This is a genomic window from Pseudoalteromonas sp. T1lg122, assembly GCF_002964825.1.
Lineage (GTDB): Bacteria > Pseudomonadota > Gammaproteobacteria > Enterobacterales > Alteromonadaceae > Pseudoalteromonas > Pseudoalteromonas gelatinilytica.
This window is the reverse complement of sequence record NZ_PQCG01000033.1, coordinates 145,736-160,681: the sequence shown is the minus strand read 5'-3', so window position 1 is coordinate 160,681 and position 14,946 is coordinate 145,736. Positions and strand designations below refer to the sequence as shown.

The 14,946-nt window shown below is 40.5% G+C and carries 12 protein-coding genes; 8 read left to right on the top strand and 4 right to left on the bottom strand.

Going from position 1 to position 14,946, the window contains the following annotated elements; translation table 11 throughout:
* The first annotated feature begins 131 nt into the window (after positions 1-131).
* The 7 genes from C2M33_RS17105 (at position 132) to C2M33_RS17075 (ending at position 9,423) form a co-directional block, all read left to right on the top strand.
* Positions 132-1,523, top strand: coding sequence for an undecaprenyl-phosphate glucose phosphotransferase (locus C2M33_RS17105; protein WP_105174993.1), 1,392 nt, complete (start codon positions 132-134; stop codon positions 1,521-1,523).
* Between the two features lie 91 nt (positions 1,524-1,614).
* A complete protein-coding gene (locus C2M33_RS17100; RefSeq protein WP_105174992.1) occupies positions 1,615-3,342 on the top strand; it encodes an SLC13 family permease in 1,728 nt (575 codons plus the stop codon).
* Between the two features lie 378 nt (positions 3,343-3,720).
* A complete protein-coding gene (locus tag C2M33_RS17095; RefSeq protein WP_062566029.1) occupies positions 3,721-4,110 on the top strand; it encodes a four helix bundle protein in 390 nt (129 codons plus the stop codon).
* A gap of 87 nt (positions 4,111-4,197) precedes the next feature.
* The gene (gene cysC, locus C2M33_RS17090) at positions 4,198-4,797 is read left to right on the top strand and encodes an adenylyl-sulfate kinase (RefSeq protein ID WP_063701671.1); all 600 of its coding nucleotides are present in this window, start codon (positions 4,198-4,200) and stop codon (positions 4,795-4,797) included.
* A gap of 106 nt (positions 4,798-4,903) precedes the next feature.
* Positions 4,904-5,860, top strand: a complete 957-nt coding sequence (locus C2M33_RS17085; RefSeq protein ID WP_105174990.1) for a DHHA1 domain-containing protein — start codon at positions 4,904-4,906, stop codon at positions 5,858-5,860.
* Positions 5,861-6,062: 202 nt separating this feature from the next.
* Positions 6,063-6,971 carry a UTP--glucose-1-phosphate uridylyltransferase GalU gene (gene galU / locus C2M33_RS17080; RefSeq protein ID WP_105174989.1) on the top strand — a complete coding sequence of 303 codons (909 nt, stop codon included), beginning with the start codon at positions 6,063-6,065 and terminating at the stop codon, positions 6,969-6,971.
* Between the two features lie 313 nt (positions 6,972-7,284).
* On the top strand, positions 7,285-9,423 hold the full coding sequence (locus C2M33_RS17075; protein WP_105174988.1) for a YjbH domain-containing protein: 2,139 nt from the start codon (positions 7,285-7,287) through the stop codon (positions 9,421-9,423).
* A gap of 85 nt (positions 9,424-9,508) precedes the next feature.
* Here C2M33_RS17075 and C2M33_RS17070 read toward each other — a convergent pair whose 3' ends face one another.
* The 4 genes from C2M33_RS17070 to C2M33_RS17055 all read right to left on the bottom strand — a co-directional run bounded on the left by C2M33_RS17070 (position 9,509) and on the right by C2M33_RS17055 (position 13,661).
* The gene (locus C2M33_RS17070; RefSeq protein ID WP_105174987.1) at positions 9,509-9,856 is read right to left on the bottom strand and encodes a four helix bundle protein; all 348 of its coding nucleotides are present in this window, start codon (positions 9,854-9,856) and stop codon (positions 9,509-9,511) included.
* Positions 9,857-9,882: 26 nt separating this feature from the next.
* Complete coding sequence (locus C2M33_RS17065; RefSeq protein ID WP_105174986.1) at positions 9,883-11,286, bottom strand: MBL fold metallo-hydrolase RNA specificity domain-containing protein; 1,404 nt, start codon at positions 11,284-11,286, stop codon at positions 9,883-9,885.
* A 366-nt stretch (positions 11,287-11,652) separates the two neighbouring features.
* Entirely contained in the window at positions 11,653-12,732 is a 1,080-nt protein-coding gene (locus tag C2M33_RS17060) for a phosphotransferase enzyme family protein (RefSeq protein ID WP_105174985.1), read from the bottom strand.
* Positions 12,733-12,773: 41 nt separating this feature from the next.
* Positions 12,774-13,661, bottom strand: a complete 888-nt coding sequence (locus tag C2M33_RS17055) for an NTP transferase domain-containing protein (RefSeq protein ID WP_105174984.1) — start codon at positions 13,659-13,661, stop codon at positions 12,774-12,776.
* A gap of 528 nt (positions 13,662-14,189) precedes the next feature.
* On the opposite strand from C2M33_RS17055, the gene C2M33_RS17050 reads away from it, so the two are divergent.
* The gene (locus C2M33_RS17050) at positions 14,190-14,666 is read left to right on the top strand and encodes a DUF721 domain-containing protein (protein WP_105174983.1); all 477 of its coding nucleotides are present in this window, start codon (positions 14,190-14,192) and stop codon (positions 14,664-14,666) included.
* The last annotated feature ends 280 nt before the right edge of the window (positions 14,667-14,946 follow it).

The window sequence follows — 14,946 nt, the reverse complement described above, 5'->3', positions numbered from 1 at the left end:
TAAAAATAAACGTTGTAAAAATGGCAATAACCAACGGTTAGATTATACTTTGAAGGCTACCATAATGAACAAGCATTTTTTGATGATGGTAACCTTCCCCTAGTAATAATAAAAATGAGAAGTAAACATAAATGCATAAAGGTATTTTGCAAAGTAATTCAACAGTAATAGCATTCGTGCAGCGGATCCTCGATATTACTATTATTGTTGGTTGTTTATGGGTAGCTGTCGCTTTACAAGATATCCCTTGGCTACTTCAGCACACAACAGCATCCTTACTTGCAGTATTCTTGTTTCATTTCACTAGTGAGCTCGATAAACTTTACATTTCTTGGCGTGGTCTTTCTATTTATAAAGAGCTTAAAAAAACTATTTCACACTGGTTTATAAGCGCTGCAATCTTATTTTTGAGCGTAAACTTTTTAGCTCCGCAATACTTAAACCCCGAAGGCTTGCAGTTTTATTGGTTTGTATCTGTAGTTGTTAGTCTTTGTGTATATCGTGTTGTATTACGCTTAATTTTAAGGGCTCTACGCTCGCAAGGTATTAATACCCGTTCGGTTGTTATTGCAGGGGCAGGTACTTTAGGGCAACAATTAGCAAATAATATTGTAGCTAATTCAAGTTTTGGTTTGGTATTCGGTGGTTATTACGATGATACAACACCAAAGCAAAAATTAGTGGCTGCGCAAACTATAGGTAATTTAGAGCAGCTAGTTGCTGATTGTAAAGAGGGGGGATTAGACCGTGTTTATATTGTATTACCCCCACAAGCTTATGAGCGCCGTAAGTGGCTAGTTAAAGAGTTGGCAGATAGCACTGCAAGTGTTTACATTGTGCCTGATGTTTTCACCTACCAGTTATTACACTCTCGCAGTGATACCATTATGGGTATACCCACTATTAGTATTTACGATTCACCACTTGATGGTAGTAACGCCATTATCAAGCGTATTGAAGATATTGTACTCTCTACACTTATTTTAATCATGATATCCCCGGTTTTACTTGGCTTAGCCCTTGCGGTTAAGTTTACCTCTAAAGGACCTGTATTCTTTAAGCAAAACCGTTATGGTATTGATGGTAAGCCGATAAAAGTATGGAAGTTCCGCTCGATGAATGTAATGGAAGACGGCGCTAAAGTAACCCAAGCCACTAAAAATGATTCGCGCTTTACACCAATTGGCCAATTTATTCGTAAAACGAGCTTAGATGAGCTACCGCAGTTTATTAATGTGTTACAAGGGCAAATGTCGATTGTAGGGCCAAGGCCTCACGCAGTTGCTCATAACGAAGAATATCGTAAGCTTGTTGACGGTTACATGCTACGTCATAAGGTTAAACCAGGCATTACAGGCTGGGCGCAAATTAACGGCTGGCGCGGCGAAACCGATACATTAGATAAAATGGAAAAGCGCATAGAGTTTGACCTAGAGTACATTCGTAATTGGTCTTTATTCTTTGATTTAAAAATCGTGTTTTTAACTATTTTTAAAGGCTTTGTGAATAAAAATGCCTACTAGCTTTTAGTAGGTATTCTGTATTTATTAATCGCAGGACTTTAATATTTTGGCAGAAGATATGATTTCGCGAGCTACGAATAAGGATATTTGAATGATTTTACAGCAATGGTTGATAGTGGTTATATTTATTACAACCATTGTAGGCTTAATAAAATTTCAAAAATTTCCTGAGCGTGTTTTTGCAGCTGCTTGTTTAGCGTGCTTTGCGACTAATTTGGTTTCTACCGAACAGCTTTTGAATAATGCAGTTAACCCAGGGTTGGTCACATTACTGCTCTTGGTGGTGTGTGCCTTTGCCTTTGAACGTACCAGCTTTTTACGCAAATTAGCTAATGTTTTATTTAATGGCTCTGTGGCTAAGTCTTACATCAGGACATTATTCGCAACGATTATCGCCTCTGGTTTTTTAAATAATACAGCGGTGGTTGCTACTTTAATTAGCCCTGTAAAAAACAATAAACTTATTGCCCCTACTAAACTTTTACTACCCCTTTCTTATGCCGCTATTTTAGGTGGCACCCTCACTTTAATTGGTACCTCAACTAACTTAATCGTTAACTCTATGCTGATTGAACGCGGTGCCGAGGGCTTTAAATTTTTTGACTTTTTACCTATTGGTTTAGCTGCAGTCGCTGCCTGTGTACTAGTAATGGCGCTTACAATTAATCGTTTAAAAGGCAAAGTGAGCAAAGATGAAACCTCAAGTGATTACTTTGTTGAAGCAAAAGTGAATGCTGCCTCACCACTGATAGGTAAAACCGTAGAGCAAAATGGTTTACGTAGCTTAGAGTCATTATTTTTGGTTGAGCTAGTTCGCGATAACCGCTTAATTTCGCCCGTAGCGCCATCGCAGATGATCCGCGAAGGCGATAAACTTATTTTTTCGGGCGATGTCACTAAAGTGCTGGTGCTGCAGCAATTTGAAGGTTTAAGCTTATTTGCAGAGCAAGATGGTTTATTGCGTGATAACTTAACCGAAGTTGTTATTAAACCAGGTGCTGCAGTGGTCGGTAAAACACTAAAAACTGCGGGCTTTCGCGCAAGGTTCGATGCCGCCGTAGTTGCAGTGCGCCGCGAAGGTGAAAAGCTCTCGGGTAAGCTAGGTGATATCACCATTCAAAGCGGCGACTTTTTGATTCTTGCAGTTGGCCCTGACTTTGCTAAACGTACTAACTTAACTAAAAACTTTTTTATACTGAGCGGTGTAAAAGCCGACAACATGCTTAAAGGCTTAAAAGAGCGCGTTGTTACTTGGGGCTTTGTGGCAACCATTGCTGGCTCGTTAATTTTTGATATTAGCTTATTAAAAAGCTTTATTTTTTACCTAGCCGTGCTGGTGGGTTGCCGTTGTTTATCGCTAAACGAAATAAAGCGACGCTTTCCGTTGGAGCTTTGGCTTATTGTAATGAGCGCTTTAACGCTAGCTACAGCCTTAGATAATTCAGGGGTATCTAAACTAATAGCAGAACAAGTTGAGGGTTTACTTGCAGGGCAAAGCGTTTATATAGCCTTTATTGGTGTATTTTTACTCACTCTGTTATTTACAGAGTTAATTACTAATAATGCAGCAGCAGCGCTTACATTCCCCATTGCATTTACTATCGCTCAAGGCCTAGGCGTAAGTTACATGCCATTTGTACTTGCAGTCGCCTTTGCCGCGAGTGGCAGTTTTATTAGCCCTTACGGCTACCAGACCAACCTAATGGTTTACAATGCCGGCAATTACAAATTAACCGATTTCATAAAGTTCGGCCTACCGATCTCAATAACCTACAGCCTAGTTGTACTGACTCTGATACCCGTGTTTTTTCCGTTTTAGAAAAGCCATTAGGAGCTAGGCGCTAGGTTTATTTTGCGATAAGGTTTAGTGGTGAATGGATTTCACTTAATGGCGAAGGGACTAATTATGAAATTTGAACAAATGGATGTGTGGAAGAAGTCATCACGATTAGCATGTGAAATATACAAATATAAAGCTCTGCCTATCGTTCCTTATCACATACCTCTCAGTATTCTAAAGTAAATGCACTGTGTTTTACGTTTTAAATCGAACTTTATAGAGGTAAGATATTAGAGGTCAGATATCAGAAGGAGCTAGGTGATAATAAGCCTTCAGGCGTTGGGAACTAGGCGCTAGGTTTATTTTGCGATAAGGTTTAGTTGCGAATGGATTTCACCTATGGCGAAGGGACTAATTATGAAATTTGAACAAATGGATGTATGGAAGAAGTCATCACGATTAGCATGTGAAATATATAAAGTAATGCTTGTTTGCAAAGATTACGGTTTTAAAGATCAAATAACACGTGCTGCATTATCAATTCCTTCTAATATCGCTGAAGGCCTTGAAAGAGAAACAGAGAATGATGAAGCTCGTTTCTTATATTATGCAAAGGGCTCTGCAGGAGAGCTCGTAACTCAATTATACATTGGTATTGAGATAAAATTTATCGATAAGCATGTTGGCTTGCAATTAATATCAGAAGCTAAAGAAGTTGCTGCTATGATTGCAGCGTTAATAAAATTAAGAAAAGGCTGCGTTAAAGAGTCAGCCATTGAATATCATTTTGAAGAACCTAGAACCTAGAACCTAGAACCTAGAACCTAGAACCTAGAACCTAGAACCTAGAACCTAGAACCTAGAACCTAGAACCTAGAAACCCAAAGAGGTACCATGACCGAGAACATTGTATGGCACGATCAAACTGTTTCGCGTGCTGAAAAAGAACAACATAAAGGGCATAAGCCGGTATTACTTTGGTATACGGGGCTAAGTGGCTCTGGTAAGTCGACTATTGCGAATGCGGTTGAGGCTAAGTTATTTGAGTTAGGTTGCCATACTTACCTGCTTGATGGCGACAACGTACGCATGGGCTTAAACAAGGGCCTAACTTTTAGCGACGAAGACCGTATTGAAAATATTCGTCGTATTAGTGAAGTCGCTAAACTGTTTGTTGATGCCGGTTTAATTGTATCTACGGCGTTTATTTCACCGTTTAAAGAAGACCGTGCTCGTGCTCGCAGCATTATGAATCAGGGTGAGTTTGTAGAGGTATTTATCGATACGCCGCTAGAGGTTTGTGAAAGCCGTGACCCTAAAGGTTTATACAAAAAAGCCCGTGCCGGTGAGATCCCTAATTTTACAGGTATTAGCTCAGCGTTCGATGTGCCAGAGCAGCCAGAGATTCATGTAAAAACAGCAGAGCAAAGCATTGAGCAAAGCGTAGAACAAATTATTGGTTATTTACGCGAAGCAGGGGTTATAGAAATCTAGAGCCAGAAACCTGACGTCTAAAATCTGATATCTGTCTTCTGACCTCTAACCTCTGAGATCTAACTTCTAATCTCTGACGTCTAACTTCTATTATTTTTGAGATCTTATGAACTACGATATTTTTAACGGTGATGCCGATGGCATCATCGCACTTTTACAGTTACAGCTCGCTAATCCTATTGAAAGCGTGAAAGTAACCGGCGTAAAACGTGATATTCAACTATTGAAAAAAATTACTCCACAAGCTGGTGATAATATACGTGTACTCGATATTTCAATGGAAAAAAACATGGCAGAGTTGCACGACGCTCTATGTGTGGGTGCACGAGTAATGTATGTGGATCATCATAAAGCGGGTGATATTCCAAACCATGCAAACTTATTTGCCCACATCGATTTAGATGCAAATATGTGTACTAGCTTAATTGTGAGCAACCTTATCGATAAGCAATACCACTTATGGGCAATCACAGCTGCTTATGGCGATAATTTATTTGCAAAAGCCGATAGCGAAGCCGATAAACTAGGCTTAACAGAGCTCGAAAAGTCACAACTTAAAGCATTTGGTACTTATATTAACTATAACGGTTATGGCAGTGAGGTAGCTGATTTACACTTTGCACCAGAAGACTTATTTAACGAGCTACTAAAATATAAGTCACCGCTTGATGCCATTAACGACTCAGAGTCTGTTTATTACGTATTAGAAAAAGCTTACAAAGCTGATATGCAAAAAGCGGCTGATGCTAAGGTTTTACATAATTGCGATACAGCAAAGGTTATTTTACTTGATGACGCCCCATGGGCTCGTCGTGTAAGTGGTGTATTAGGCAATGACCTTGCAAACCAAGCGCCAAACAAAGCCCATGCAGTACTTACTTATAATAACAAAGGAAGTTATACCGTAAGTGTAAGAGCGCCACTTAATAATAAACAAGGCGCTGTTGATGTATGCAGCCAATTTGCCACCGGCGGCGGCCGCGCAGCTGCAGCAGGTATTAATGAACTAGACCAACAGCAAGTTGAACAGTTTATTGCTACTCTCTTAAATTTTTATAACTAACCCCTTGCTAGTGGCACCCCAGCCACTAGCTCCTAAATCCTAAATCCTAAATCCTAGAACCTATCGTTTCCTGTTCATCCTCCGTCAATATTATTGCTGCTAACGTGTTTATAAATCTTTTTTTACTATTGCGCAAAATGGGTTGATAACTCATACTTTGTAATTATTTATTCTTACCACAATAATTAAGGGACTAAACATTATGAAAGCTGTCATTCCTGTTGCAGGCCTTGGTACACGTATGTTACCGATGACTAAGGCAATTCCTAAAGAAATGCTGCCTCTTGTTGATAAGCCACTTATTCAATACATAGTAAATGAATGTGTTGCTGCGGGTATTAAAGAAGTTGTATTGGTTACTCATAGTTCAAAAAATGCTATAGAAAACCACTTTGATACCAGCTTTGAGCTAGAAGCAACCCTCGAAAAACGTGTAAAACGTACCTTGCTTGAAGAAGTGCGCTCTATTTGCCCATCAGATGTAACCATTATGCACGTACGCCAAGGCGAGGCTAAAGGATTAGGTCATGCTGTTATGTGTGCAAAACCAATTGTTGGCGATGACGACTTTGTAGTTGTATTGCCAGACGTAATTTTAGATAGCTACACCGCTGATCAAAAAACCGAAAATATTGCAGCTATGATCAAGCGTTTTAATGAAGTTAAAGCAAGCCAAATTATGCTAGAGCCAGTGCCGCAAGAAAGCGTACATAAATATGGTATTGCAGATATCGGTGGCGTAAAAATTAAAGCGGGCGAAAGTGCGCCAATCAAGACTATGGTCGAAAAACCAAAAGCTGAAGAAGCACCTTCTAACTTAGCTGTCGTAGGGCGTTATGTACTTTCGAAAGCAATATGGCCATTACTTGCGAAAACACCAGCAGGTGCTGGCGGTGAAATTCAGCTTACCGATGCTATCGATGAGCTAATGAAGCACGAAATTGTAGAAGCTTTCCACATGAGTGGCCGCGCCCACGACTGCGGTGATAAACTTGGTTACTTAAAAGCAATTGTTGAATACAGCATGCGTGATGAAAACCTTGGTGCTGAATTCACCGATTTCGTAACCGAAATGGTAGCGCCAGCAGAGCGACATTTAAAAGCGGTTTAAAAAGAGGATATTAGAAGTTAGTTATCAGACGATAGATATTAGATTTCAGATACCAGGCTTTAGTGGTTAGAAGTTAGTTATTAGCTTTTAACTTTTAACCACTTGCTTTATCCCACCCCAAATATAATCTTGTCCACCTAGCACCTAGCACCTAGCACCTAGCACCTAGCACCTAGCACCTAGCACCTAGCACCTAGCACCTAGCACCTAGCACCTAGCACCTAGCACCTCGCTATTAACTTCTCGTTTTTCACTTCTAATGTTATATTTAATCTAATTTAAGGATTTTTATAATTTTAACTCGGAATAGTTTATGTCTAAGCTTAATGTCTTTTTAGGTAGTGCAATAGCTCTAAGTTCACCAATAGTTTTTGCCGAGCCAGTAAACTCTCATCAATCATTTGCAGGTTACACTGGTTTAATCAATATCCCAAATGCTGAAGTACAACAAAAGGGAGTAATTGGTTTTGGCTTCAATAACCAATTGTATGATGCAACTAGAAGTTATGTAGATGGGCATAATTTTATTGTCAGTGCAGGTTTATTTGATGGGTTTGAAGTTAGTGGGCAAATAGCAAGTAGCACAATGCATAATAATAATTTCGCTAAACGTGAGCCTGGTACGATTAGAGATTTATCATTTAATGCTAAGTACCAAATTCCATACATTCCTGAAGATTGGTTTAGCCTTGCTATTGGCGGTAAAGATATTGGCGGCGATGTTAATTTTTACGAAACATACTTTGCTGTGGCATCAAAAGAATTATGGAACTTTAGGTTTTCTGCAGGTATCGCAAAAAGTAAACGCCCTCATGGTGAGATGGATGGCGTATTTGGTGGTGTAGAGTATCAAGTATTCGACTGGTTTAGTTTGCAAGCCGAGCATGATGCAGAGGCATTTAATGCGGGTGCTAAGGTGACTATCCCTAAAAAGTGGCTGTATGATATCGGCGAGCTAACCTTTACCAGCCGTTTTTACAGTAATACAGATTACTCAGAACAAGACACCTATTGGGGTGTTAACTTTAGTATGCCGCTTTCGAGTGAAGATAAACAAAATTATAAAAAAGTTGAAGCAGCCCCTTATGTAGCACCGGTTGCTACAAAGCCAACAGCTAAAATCGATGACCATGGCATTGGTTTTATACAAACAGCCATGGCGCCAGAATTAGCTGAACAAGCAAAGGCGGTTACAGTAGCAAGCATAAAACAAGCACCAACAGCCAATGCGCAAAAACTAGCCACTTCAAGTTTAAATAGCCAAGTGATTGAATTAAAACAAGCACTGATTAACGATGGTTTCGAGAACGTAGTGGTTGGTTATAACCTGAATACCGTATTCGTAAACTTTGAAAACTCGGTATTTAACCGTAACGACATTGATGCAATTGGTGTAGTCCTTGGCCGTATTGCCGAAAATGTGACTAATGAAAGCACTCACTTTAACGTACAACTTTCTAAAACAGATATCCCTTTAATTGCGATTCAGGGCAAGGTTGATAACTACCGCTTATTTATCGAAAAAGGTGTAAGCCCAGATTTAAATGTACAGCAAGGCAAAGCAAATATTCCTGAAGGTGTTGTATGGGCCGGTAAAGCAGAGGCAAGCCCTTACTTTAAACCGCGCTTAACACTTAGCCCAGCTACATCGAACACTTATGCCACGGAATTTGGTGTATTTGACTACTCTATTGGTTTACGTGCTGAACTTGACGTACCGTTATGGCAAGGTGGTGGTATAAAAGTAACAGGGCAAACGATTTTAGATGAAACCAGTGATTTTGAAGATAACGGTGTGTTTAATAATTACAGCCTTGATGAAGGTATTGTAAATGCAATGCTGCACCAAACCTTTGAACTGCCGTATGGCTTTTATAACCAAACGCAAATTGGCTTTTTTAAAGACTATTTTGATTACAAAGCCATTATTAACGAAACAGCCTGGTTAAGCCCTGAGGGTCGCCATAAAATAAGTGCTAAAATAGCTTATTTTGATTATGCAGATTACCGTGCCTCACGTGAGTACGAAACACTCACATACCAATACAACTGGGTTGAGCAAGATATTACCTTGCATGCTACTGCTGGTAGCTATTTTTATGGCGATAGTGGTTATCAGTTAGAGAGCCGTTTTTGGTTTGGTGATAGTTACATAGCTGTGTTTTATGAAAATACTGACTCGCAAAAAGCTGGGGTAGCATTGAATATTCCGTTAACACCACGTAAAGACATGAAAGTAACACCGTTTGGCCAGTTGAAAGGACGGGAGTATTGGCGTATAGGCCTAGGTACTAAAATTGGAGAATTTAATACACTAGTATTTAACCAAGCTTATGCACCTTCATCACAAGTGACTTTAGACAATACAATGTTTAAACGTGGTCGATTAACTTCGAGCTATATTTATAGCAACCTAGCGCGAATGAAAGAAGCGTATGAGAGTTATAAATAATAGCGACTCGCAGTAGCGAGAGACGAGAAACGAGATACGAGTCAAACATAAGAAGTCAGATATTAGAGGTTAGTGGTTAGAGCCACTAACTTCTATTATCAAACTGTTGTTTTAGACCCGTTAACATGGCCCCTAACTCTTTGGTTTCTGATATCCAATACAATGCTTTTTCACGTTCTAAGTAGCCTATCTCCAGACCTATATAGATTTGTGTTCTTGTTTCTGCAAGCGAAGATCTCGCGATATCTATAAACCGACTTTTCTCTTTGTAACTTTCACGGCTTACTCCCTCAGCAATGTTGCTAGGCACTGATAAGCCTGAGCGGGTTAACTGATCTCTAAAACCGACGTCTTTTAATTCATTTGTTGATTTGTAAATTTCAGCACTTAATCGTGCAGACCGTTTCCATACATCTAGATTTTCAAAGTTCATAACTAACTCCTTGTATTGACTAACCACTAACCACTAACCACTATTTCTACTTTTTCGCTTAACTCTGCTTTAAGCTTTTCTGCTAGTGCTTGTTTGGCTTGCTCATCACCGTGGACGATTTTGATTAAACTTGGCTTTTTGCGCATGCCGGTGACAAATCTGATAAGTCCTTTTTGATCTGCATGGGCGCTGTAGCCGCTAATGGTATGAACTTGCGCTTTAATCATGACTTTTTGATTATCGATAAATACATAGCCGCCGCGTGGACCGTATTTTTGAATCTCTCGGCCTAAGGTTCCTTGCCCTTGGTAGCCAACAAAAATGACATCGGTTGTTTTGACTGGCAAAAACCGTTCTAGGTAATTAACTATTCTGCCGCCATTACACATACCGCTGGCAGCAATAATTATTGCGGGTTGCTGTTTTGAGGTTAAAAAGTTAATTAGGGCAAGGTGCTCTTGGTGGCTATCAATAGTGTGTAGCTGCTTAAAGTCGAGCGGGTGGCGGCCTTGTTTTACGCGTTTTTTTGCTTCGTTATCCCACAGTGCTTTAAAATGTAAATATTCATTTGTGAAATTGGCTGCCATTGGCGAATCTACGATTATTTGCAGTTTATGCCACATAGAACGTTTGCTTGCACAGTGAATAAGCTGTTCAAACTCATAGAGTAGCTCTTGAGTTCGGCCTATACTAAAAGCCGGTATGAGTACCACGCCATTATCACTTACGGCACGTTCTATAACCTTTTTAAGTACGGCTACGCGCTCTTTACGACCTTGATGGTTTTTATCACCATAGGTCGACTCAATAACTAATGTATCGGCGCGGTAAGGCGGTTTTGGCGTTGGTAATAATGGCGTGTAAGGTGCTCCCAAATCACCAGAAAATACCACTCTATGCGTGTTTGGTTTTTTACCTAGCTCAATTTCAACATAGGCAGAGCCTAAAATGTGCCCGGCACGTTGCAGGCGGATTTTATATAATGAATTTTGCTTGCTTGAGGCTACTTTTTCGGGGCTAAAGCACACTCCTACGGGAATGGAGTACCATGTATTGAAATCGAGAGAGACAATTTGCTGTTTTAGTAACTTTAAGCAGGTGCGGATCATTGCTTCATCGCGAGTTACACCTACTTTTAAGGCATCTTCAATCACCATAGGTAACAACTTGGCGGTGGCAATAGAGGTAAAAATAGGCCCTTTAAAACCTCCGGCAAGTAAGTAGGGTATGCGACCAACATGGTCGATATGACAATGTGTGACAATCAGCGCTTTTACGGCTGATATATCAAACTCAATAGCTAGGTCTTGTTTACTGTCTTCCCCTTGAAATAGACCACAATCAATGAGTACAGAATTTGTGTCATCAATAAATAGCTGGTGGCAAGACCCTGTTACGCCTTTCACCGCTCCGTGGTGTTTAATATGCATAATAATCTCCTGATTTTTAAGCGAGGTTTTAGAATAGAAGTTATTGACTTATAGAGCAATGGGTGAGCGTTCAACTATTCACGGCTAAAGCCGTTCCTACGTTTTGATGTAGGAGTGAAATTTAAGGAGCTGTCAGTTTGAAGATCAATTTTGGTTATGCATTTAAATGTGGGCTGGGTGCTGAATGTCAGACGCGCCAAGCAAGCGTGACGCCTACGGTGGTGTAGGCGTGAAATTTATTTCGCGCGGTGTTTTTATTGCGCGATGTAAAATCGCGCCTACAATATCTCGCAACTCGCAACTCGCAACTCGCAACTCGCAACTCGCAACTCGCAACTCGCAACTCGCAACTCGCAACTCGCAACTCTAACCTTTATTTATCTCTAATATCGCTTTTAACGTATGTTCTTTTTCAAGAATATCGCGATATAAAGCAAACTGGTTGCGGGCGCGTTCTAGGTTGTGGTTTGCATGTTTGGTGGCAAAGTAGTTATCGCCATCAATAAAGTCTGTTAAAAAGCGCAGGCCAATCATAAAAGTCATGACCTTGGTGCCTAGCCAGAAGCTTTCTTTTTCGGCATCGGTGATCACATCTTGTAGTGGTTCAACATAACCTTTAACGATGGCGGCGAAGATTTCTTCACGAACACGTACATTACTTAGGTTGGTTGAATCTTCTTGCTCAGGAGAGCAGAAGGTTCGCACCATATCGCCAAAATCAAATAACCAATAACCAGGCATACAGGTATCAAGGTCGATGACGGCTTTTGCATCATCTGATTGTTTACAAAAAAGCATGTTGTTGATTTTTGTGTCGTTATGACAAGGTCTTAAAGGAATTTTACCTTCAAGCTGTTTTAATTCATCAACTAAAGATTGCTGAGCTAAACAAAAATCGATGTCGTCTTGGCAAAGCGCCACACGGTTAACAGGGTCTTTTTCGAGAACTTTTTTGAAAGCATCAAAGCGCATCGCTAAGTTGTGAAAATCTGGGATCACATGATGCAGCTGATCTGCCTGAAAATCTTGTAATGCCAGCGCGAATTGGCCAAATGCATTGGCTGCAGTTTGTGCTTGCGAGATTGTTGCTACAACATCTTCACTATAACTGCCGCCAATAAATTCGAGTGCACGCCAAACACCTTGATCGCATTCAACTAAAAAGTCATTTTCGATAGTTGGAACATGACGAATAATTTCGAGGCTGTATTCACCATTGTCGTGTTTTTCACTCAGGTGCTGCTCAATTAGTCGTGCATTTTCAACTAGGTGCTCAGGATTAGGAAACACATCGGTATTTAACTTTTGCACAACCAAAGCGTTTTCTTCTGATTTAAGTAACATGGTTGTGTTGATGTGGCCATTGCCAATTGGCTTTAGCGTTACGTTATCTGTGCTTAAGCCAAAGTGCTCAGAAAGATAAGTTGCAACAGGGTTCGACTTCATTAATTTTCCATTACTTATTTTTTGCAAGAAGAGGCGAGGGTCTAATCGTTTAGCTTACGACGTAACTGACATAAAGTGTGTGCTATTGCATCCAGTTCAGCTTTGTAGGTCACGCCATACCATGGCTCTTGTGCAGTATAAACGGTTACAGCTTGGCGGTTATCTTGAATCGCGAGTTGTATCTCATTTGGTAAATAATACTCTTTCGTGACACCGTTGTCAGTATTTTCTAAAAACTCAATAAAGCCTGTTTCTAAGTCATTAAATAAACAGGGTGTTATTCCCCAAAAGCTCATTGAGCCTAGGGCATTATCGGCAATTTGGAATCTTTCACCATGTGGATTGTTGCCTTTTAAAACATTATTTTCGAGTTTGATATCTAGATACTCGACCACATCAGTTAAATACTGGTGGCTATCAACAGAGCATACACCTCGATTTACACCACCTTCTTCGGAGAGTGTATCTTTAATCGGGTAGCCTACCATCGCCCAATTGCTATGCTGTTTGAAGTGTTCGCTAATAATGGCAAAAGAAGACTCACCGTAATAATCATCGGCTGTAATGACAATAGCAGGGTTATTCACATAAGGTTTTGCGCAAAGTAACGCATGACCTGTGCCCCATGGCTTTTGGCGTTCAGCAGCTGAGTGTTCATAACCATGTGGCACAGCGCTAACTTCTTGCTCAACTAAGATTACTTCGAGCGACTTAGGCAGGCGCGGTAAAATCGTCGCTTCAAATTCAGCACGAATGTTTTTATTAATGATGATCACCGCCTGGCTCACACCTGCTTTAACCGCATCATGAATACTCAGTTCCATGATGGTACAGCCTAGCCCCGGGATTTCGGCAATTTGTTTGTTTCCGCCAAAGCGGCTACCCAGCCCGCCAGCCAATACGATTAAAGTAAGAGAGTGTTGAGTCATCGCGCAAATTAAATGAAAAACAAAGGAAAATTGTACCAGAAACACTCACGGGGGAGGAAGAGAAGCTTAAAGCTTTAAGCTGTAAGTTTTGAGCAGAGCGGTGTTGTTTGTGGGCCTACCCCGTAGGAGGTACTTTAGTGCCGAAGTGTTTAGAGCAATTCACGGCTAAAGCCGTTCCCACGTAGGCGTGAAATTTATTTCGCGCGGTGGTTTTATAATAGGGGTTAGATTTTAGAAGTCGGATTTTTAGTAGTTAGAATTCAGAAGTTAGATATCAGTTGATCGAAAGGGTGGTTTTATTTTTTGTGTAATTAAACAAAGAACTTGCTACACATGAAATGTATTTTACTTTGTACTAACCACTAACCACTAACCACTAACCACTAACCACTAACCACTAACCACTAACCACTAACCACTAACCACTAACCACTAACCACTAACCACTGTTTTCGAACCTATTAGCTTCATATTTACCTAGATGGTATATTCTCTGTGTGGTGATTAACCCTTTTAGGTAGACGATTAATGGCAAAAGATAGATACGCGCCAAAAGCACTTGGCGATATTATGGCGGGCTTGAGTGGTCGCTTGGCATCTTATGCTGGTAAAACCCAAGGTTTGTCTTCTCAACAAACCATTCTTGATGATTTTTTAGGTGAGACGCTTTCAAAAAAATGCCGGGTAAGTAATTACCGTGATGGTACTTTGATGATTGAAGCTATTTCTGCACCGATTGCGCTGCGTTTAAATTACTTAAAAATGGATATGCTTTCGCATTTCCGTGCCGCTGGCATGGTAGAGCTTGGGCAAATTAAAATTACCGCAAACCCACATGCAACTCAGCGCTTATCGGCAACAAATAATCCAGAGCAAAAGCCTGTTTCGAAGCGCCAAATGAGCGAACAAACAGCTGACTACCTCAGCGCCATCGCCGCAGATGCCCCCCCATCGTTAAAAGCCAAGTTAGAGCGTTTAGCACAACATGGACGGAAAAAAAAATAAAGTCGTCAGCTTTCAGCTGTCAGTTTTTAGCCGAGCGGTGTAGTTTGTGAGCCTACCCCGTAGAAGGTACTTTAGTGCCGAAATTTAAGGAGCCGTCAGCTTTCAGACGTCAGCCGAACTGTGGGGGTGTATGGTGTTGAATTTCCCTCAGCAATAAAACTCTGTAGGAGGCGTTTTAACGCCGAACATCTTTATTTTTTCACGGCTAAAGCCGTTCCTACGTTTTGGTGTAGGCGTGAAATTTATTTCGCGCGTTATCTTTTTATTGCGCGATGTAAAA

Bases quoted from the DNA above. Each gene is read 5' to 3' on its own strand.
- C2M33_RS17105 (WP_105174993.1), top strand. From the start codon at position 132: ATGCATAAAGGTATTTTGCAAAGTAATTCAACAGTAATAGCATTCGTG.
- C2M33_RS17100 (WP_105174992.1), top strand. From the start codon at position 1,615: ATGATTTTACAGCAATGGTTGATAGTGGTTATATTTATTACAACCATT.
- C2M33_RS17095 (WP_062566029.1), top strand. From the start codon at position 3,721: ATGAAATTTGAACAAATGGATGTATGGAAGAAGTCATCACGATTAGCA.
- cysC (WP_063701671.1), top strand. From the start codon at position 4,198: ATGACCGAGAACATTGTATGGCACGATCAAACTGTTTCGCGTGCTGAA.
- C2M33_RS17085 (WP_105174990.1), top strand. From the start codon at position 4,904: ATGAACTACGATATTTTTAACGGTGATGCCGATGGCATCATCGCACTT.
- galU (WP_105174989.1), top strand. From the start codon at position 6,063: ATGAAAGCTGTCATTCCTGTTGCAGGCCTTGGTACACGTATGTTACCG.
- C2M33_RS17075 (WP_105174988.1), top strand. From the start codon at position 7,285: ATGTCTAAGCTTAATGTCTTTTTAGGTAGTGCAATAGCTCTAAGTTCA.
- C2M33_RS17070 (WP_105174987.1), bottom strand. From the start codon at position 9,856: ATGAACTTTGAAAATCTAGATGTATGGAAACGGTCTGCACGATTAAGT.
- C2M33_RS17065 (WP_105174986.1), bottom strand. From the start codon at position 11,286: ATGCATATTAAACACCACGGAGCGGTGAAAGGCGTAACAGGGTCTTGC.
- C2M33_RS17060 (WP_105174985.1), bottom strand. From the start codon at position 12,732: ATGAAGTCGAACCCTGTTGCAACTTATCTTTCTGAGCACTTTGGCTTA.
- C2M33_RS17055 (WP_105174984.1), bottom strand. From the start codon at position 13,661: ATGACTCAACACTCTCTTACTTTAATCGTATTGGCTGGCGGGCTGGGT.
- C2M33_RS17050 (WP_105174983.1), top strand. From the start codon at position 14,190: ATGGCAAAAGATAGATACGCGCCAAAAGCACTTGGCGATATTATGGCG.